Here is a 5,083-nt window from a genome sequence, read left to right on the forward strand (position 1 = left end):
GCGACTGGCGCTTGGTCCCCTACACCGTGCCCCCCACCGGCGAGCCGGCCCCCGGCTGGGCCGAACTGCGCGCCCACCTCGCCGCCACCCTGCCGGAACACATGGTGCCCGCCGCCCACGTCCGGCTCGACGCCTTCCCCGTGACACCCAACGGCAAGACCGACCGGCGCGCGCTGCCCGCCCCGGAGAGCCCGGCGGCGGCCGGCGGGCGGGCCCCGCGCACCGCCCGTGAACGCGCACTCTGCGAGGTGTTCGCGCAGACCCTCGGCGTACCCGAAGTCGGCGTCACCGACGACTTCTTCGCGCTCGGCGGCCACTCCCTGCTCGCCGTGACCCTGGCCCGCCGGATCGGGGAGCGCTGCGGAGTGCGGCCCTCCCTGCGCGCCCTGTTCGCGACGCCCACCGTCGAGGGCGTCGACCGCCTGCTCGGCCGGGCGCCGGGGGAGGAGGAGCACGACGAGGCGGCCACGCCGGACTTCGCCGCCGAGGTGCGCCTGGCGCCCGGCGTCACCGCCGAGCGCCGGATCCGCCGGCCCGACCGCCCCTCCGCGCGGCCCCTGCTCACCGGCGCCTCCGGCTTCCTCGGCGCGTTCCTGCTGCGCGACCTCATCGAGGCCACGGGCGGTCCCGTCGACTGCCTCGTCCGGGCCGCGAGCCCCGAAAGCGCGGCCCAGCGGCTCCGGGCCAACCTGGAGCACTACGGCCTGTGGCAGTCCCGGTACGCCGACCTGATCCACCCCGTCCCGGGCGACCTCGCGGCCCCCGGCCTCGGCCTCGCCGCCGATGAACGGACCGCCCTCGCCCGGCGTCTGGGACCGGTGCTGCACAACGGGGCACGCGTCAACTTCGCCGCCCCGTACGGCGATCTGCGCGCGCCCAACGTGGCCGGCACCGAGGAACTGCTGCGGCTCCTCGCGGACTCCGGCTCGCCCGGCCTGCACTACGTCTCCACCACCGGTGTGTACGCGCCGTCGCGCGGGACGGACCCCGCGCCCCTCACCGAGTCGTCCCCGACCGGCCCGGCGGCCGACCTGCCCGACGGGTACGCGCAGAGCAAATGGGTCGCCGAGCGGCTGGTGGACCTCGCCCACGAGCGCGGCCTCCCGGTGACCGTCCACCGCCCGGGCCGCATCAGCGGCGACACCGCCACCGGTGCCTGCCAGGACCGCGACCTGCTCTGGCAGCTCATCAAGGGCTGCCTCCAGGCCGGAGCGGTGCCCGACCTGGCGCACGGCACGACCGACTGGGTGCCCGTGGACTACGTCAGCGCCGCCGTCACGGCCCTCAGCACCGCCGGCCGGCCGGGTGAGCGGGTGTACCACTACACCAACCCGGACGCGCCCGGCCTGGACCGCGTCTTCGAGGTCGCGGCCCGCCTCGGATACGCGCTGCGCCCCGTGACGCCCGAGGAATGGCGGGCCTGCGTGGCCGAACACCCGGACAACGCCGCACAGTTGTTCCTCGGGGACGACGGGCAGGCCGGCCACGACGAGACGGACCACCGCCGCTTCGACTCCGGCCGCACGGCCCGGGCGGCGGCGGAAGCGGGTGTGCGCCAACAGCCGATCACCGACGAGGTCCTGACGCGCTATCTGACGTACTTCCAGGTCACGGGCTTCCTGCCGGCCCCCGGAACGCCTCCGGGGACGTAAAGGATCACCAAACGGCAGGTCCCCGGCAATCCGTATACAACCATCCGTGCCCCTCGGAGGTCCCAACAAGTGGGAGCAAACCACTCCCGGAGCTACAAGGGGGAAATATGCGAAACATCCGCACTCTCGCCACCGCCGGGGCCCTGACCACCCTCATGGTGGGTGCGACGGCCGCCTTCGGCCCGACCGCCTCCGCCGCGCCCAACACCACCCCGCAGAAGGTCTGCGGCAGCGCGTACAAGACCGTCAACTCCGCCGCCGTGGGTTCCCTCGGCACGGTCTACCTGACGTACAACGCCTCGAACGGAAAGAACTGTGTGGTGACCATCCGGTCCACACCCGGCACCGCGCAGGAGATGTCGGCGTACCTCTACGTCCCCGACACCGACGCGTCGGCCAGCGACTACGGGAACTACACCTCGTACGCCGGCCCGGCCTACGCCTACGGCAAGGGCCACTGCGTCAGCTGGGGCGGCCACATCGCCAACGTGTACGTGTCCGTGGAGAACTCCAACTGCGCCTCGTTCAAGGAGCAGCGGACCCTCGAAGTCCGCTGATCCGCCGCTCACCGGGCCCGCCGCCGGCTCCCACCGGGGGCGGGCCCGCCCAATTCCCCGCTTCACCCGTGGCGGGCACCCCGCGTTCCGTACGCTGCTTCGGACGGGCGGACTGCTGAGGGGGAGCCACATGTCCTTGCGCAAGGGAGCCAACACACCGGTCGCGAGTCCGGTCGTGCGGGTGGAGCTCGGCTGGCGCACCGGCCCCGGCGCACCCGACGTCGACGCCTCGGCGCTGCTGCTCACAGCGCGCGGCAGGGTCCGCTCGGACGACGACTTCGTGTTCTACAACCAGCCCGTGCACCCCCATGGGGCCGTGCGGCACGAGGGGCGACGGCAGGACGGCGCCGGCGTGGTCGAGACGATCCAGGTGTCCCTCCAGGCGGTGGAGCAGGACATCGCGACCGTGGTCGTCGCGGCCTCGACGGACGGCATGTTCGGCCGGGTGTCCGGCCTTTACATCCGGGTGCTGGACGCCGCGACCGGCGCCGAGACCGCACGGTTCGACCCCGTGGACGCCACCACGGAGACCGCGTTCGTGCTCGGCGAGCTCTACCGGCGCGACGGCGCGTGGAAGTTCCGCGCCGTCGGCCAGGGCTACGCCTCCGGCCTCGCCGGCCTTGCCACCGACTTCGGTATCACCGTGGACCAGCCCGCGGCCCCCGCACGGGTCACCGCGCCCGCGCCTCCGCCCGTACGGCTGACGAAGATCACGCTGACCAAGGCGACGCCCTCCGTCTCGCTCACCAAACAGGGGGCGACGTCCGGCGCCATGCGGGTGAACCTCTCCTGGAGCGCCCGCACACCCCCGCGCGGCTGGATGAACAAGGGCAGCGGCGCCGTCCGCCTCGAAGACGTGGACCTCGACCTCTCCTGCCTGTGGGAACTGCAGAACGGGGCGAGCGGGATCGTCCACCCCATCAACAACCAGTTCGGCTCGTTCGACCAGCCGCCCTACGTCCAGCTGGACGGCGACGACCGGACCGGCGGCAGCGAGGACGGCGAGAACCTCACGATCAACCTCGACCACAGCGCCGAGATCAAGCGCCTCCTGGTGTTCGTGGCCATCTACTCCGGCGCGTCCAGCTTCGCCGGCCTGCACGGCGTGGCCACGCTCCACCCGCCCGCCGGGCCACCGATCGAGGTGCAGTTGGACGAGTGCACGGTCCCCGCACCCGTGGCGGCGATCGCCCTCATCGAGAACATCAACGGCGAACTCATCGTCCGGCGGGAGGCGAAGTACATCATCCTCCCGCCCGGCGTCTTCAAGCAGCAGGCCGTCGACCTCGCCTACGACTGGGGCCTTTCCTGGCAGTCGGCCGTCAAGGACTGACGGCCCGGTCGGGGCGCCCGGTGTGCGGGCGTGGTTCCCGGATGCCGTCGATGATGCGCGTCCAGTTGTCGGCGCCGTGTCCGTCCGCGATCGCGCGCCGGTAGTGGGCCTGCACCGCCAGGGGGAGCGCCGGGTCGAGGCCGAGCGCCGTGCTCGTCTCCACGATGTGGTCGGCCGTAGCCCCCATCATGGTGACCGTGCTGAGGTCGCCGGGGTGCTCCCCGGCATCGAGCGCGGCGCCCGGCCGCGCTTCACCGGCCCTCAGGATGTCGCCGATCGAGTCGGCGGAGGAGAGCAGTTCCGGCAGCGCCTCCGCGGCCTTCATGCCCGCGGTGCCCAGCATCGCGGTGGCCTGCATCAGCGCGGACAGGGTGGTGAGGAACACTGCGAGCTGGGCCTGGTACATCATCTGGGCGAGCCCCGGGTCCTCGCCCAGATACCGCGGCGCTCCGAGCAGGGCCAGGGCAGCCCGGTGGCTCTCCATCGCCTTCTCGCGCCCGCTGTAGTAGACGAAGGCCGCCTCCGTGCCGACCATCGGCGCGGGAACCATGACACCTCCGGCGAGGAACCGGGCGCCGTGGCCCGCCGCCCACTCCGCCGCCTCCCGCGTGCGCTCGGGGGTGTCGGAGCTCAGGTTGACCAGGGTCCGGCCGGCGAGCGCTTCGGTGGCCTCGCCGAGGACGTCGTACATCGCCCGGTAGTCGGTGAGACTGAGGATCACGAGGTCACTCGCCGCCACCGCCTCGCCCGGGGTCGTCGAGAGCGTCGCTCCGGCGGCGACGACATCGTCGGCCCGGCCGGGCGTGCGGTTCCAGACGGTCACCGGGTGGCCGGCGGTGAGGAGGGTGCGGGTCATCGCCCGGCCCATCGGGCCCAGGCCGATCAGGGTGACAGGGCTGCTCTGCTGGGTGGTGCGGTTTCGTTGTCCGTTCACGCCTCCATGCTCGAAGAGCGCCGCTAGTCTCGGAAGTACCCACTATTTTCTTCGGTACTTACCTTTTCGTAAGGGGGCCAGGATGGCCGAGGCTCCGAGACGCGGGCCCTACATCTGCGGGATCGACGCCGCGCTCGACGTGGTGAGCGGCAAATGGAAGGGCCTGATCCTCTGGGAACTCGACGCCCATCGCGTACGCCGCTTCGCGGAGCTCCGGCGCGGGCTGCCGGGGGTGAGCGAGAAAATGCTGACGCAGCATCTGCGGGAGATGGAGGCGGACGGGCTGGTGCACCGGGTGGTCTACGCGCAGGTGCCGCCACGGGTTGAGTACTCCCTCACCGAACAGGGGCGCGCGCTCAACCAGGCCCTCGGGCCCCTCGGCGCCTGGGGTACCGGGCGGATACGCCGCGAGGGCCTCGAACGGATCGAGGCCGCCGATACGGCGCACGGCTGAAGGCGCCGACCGCCCCCTGAAGTCCGCCGCACGCACGGGACTTCACGGGTACGCGCCTAGGTGTATTGATCACGAGCGTTGTTGACACTCGGCAGGTCTTGAACATGGCGAAGACCTCCGATGTGGTGGAGCTGTCTAGGAACACACCACACG

The 5,083-nt window shown here is 72.2% G+C and carries 5 protein-coding genes; 4 read left to right on the forward strand and 1 reads right to left on the reverse strand.

Annotated elements, in window-relative coordinates; genetic code table 11:
- From ACN6LM_RS37405 to ACN6LM_RS37415, 3 genes are all read left to right on the forward strand, one after another.
- Nucleotides 1-1,652, forward strand: a 1,652-nt coding sequence (locus ACN6LM_RS37405) for a thioester reductase domain-containing protein (protein WP_445069884.1), incomplete at its 5' end; no start/stop codon positions are given.
- A gap of 107 nt (nucleotides 1,653-1,759) precedes the next feature.
- Nucleotides 1,760-2,209 (forward strand): spore-associated protein, encoded by a 450-nt coding sequence (locus ACN6LM_RS37410; protein ID WP_445069885.1) that lies wholly within the window; start codon nucleotides 1,760-1,762, stop codon nucleotides 2,207-2,209.
- 130 nt (nucleotides 2,210-2,339) lie between these two features.
- Nucleotides 2,340-3,542: a TerD family protein gene (locus tag ACN6LM_RS37415; protein WP_445069886.1), complete on the forward strand. Its 1,203-nt coding sequence runs from the start codon at nucleotides 2,340-2,342 to the stop codon at nucleotides 3,540-3,542.
- Here the strand turns inward: ACN6LM_RS37415 and ACN6LM_RS37420 are convergent.
- Complete coding sequence (locus ACN6LM_RS37420) at nucleotides 3,532-4,476, reverse strand: NAD(P)-dependent oxidoreductase (RefSeq protein WP_445069887.1); 945 nt, start codon at nucleotides 4,474-4,476, stop codon at nucleotides 3,532-3,534. The two genes, ACN6LM_RS37415 and ACN6LM_RS37420, sit on opposite strands and share 11 nt — an antisense overlap.
- Nucleotides 4,477-4,558: 82 nt before the next feature.
- On the opposite strand from ACN6LM_RS37420, the gene ACN6LM_RS37425 reads away from it, so the two are divergent.
- Nucleotides 4,559-4,930 carry a winged helix-turn-helix transcriptional regulator gene (locus ACN6LM_RS37425; protein ID WP_445069888.1) on the forward strand — a complete coding sequence of 124 codons (372 nt, stop codon included), beginning with the start codon at nucleotides 4,559-4,561 and terminating at the stop codon, nucleotides 4,928-4,930.
- Nucleotides 4,931-5,083 lie beyond the last annotated feature (153 nt).

Source organism: Streptomyces sp. SAS_281, from assembly GCF_052542855.1.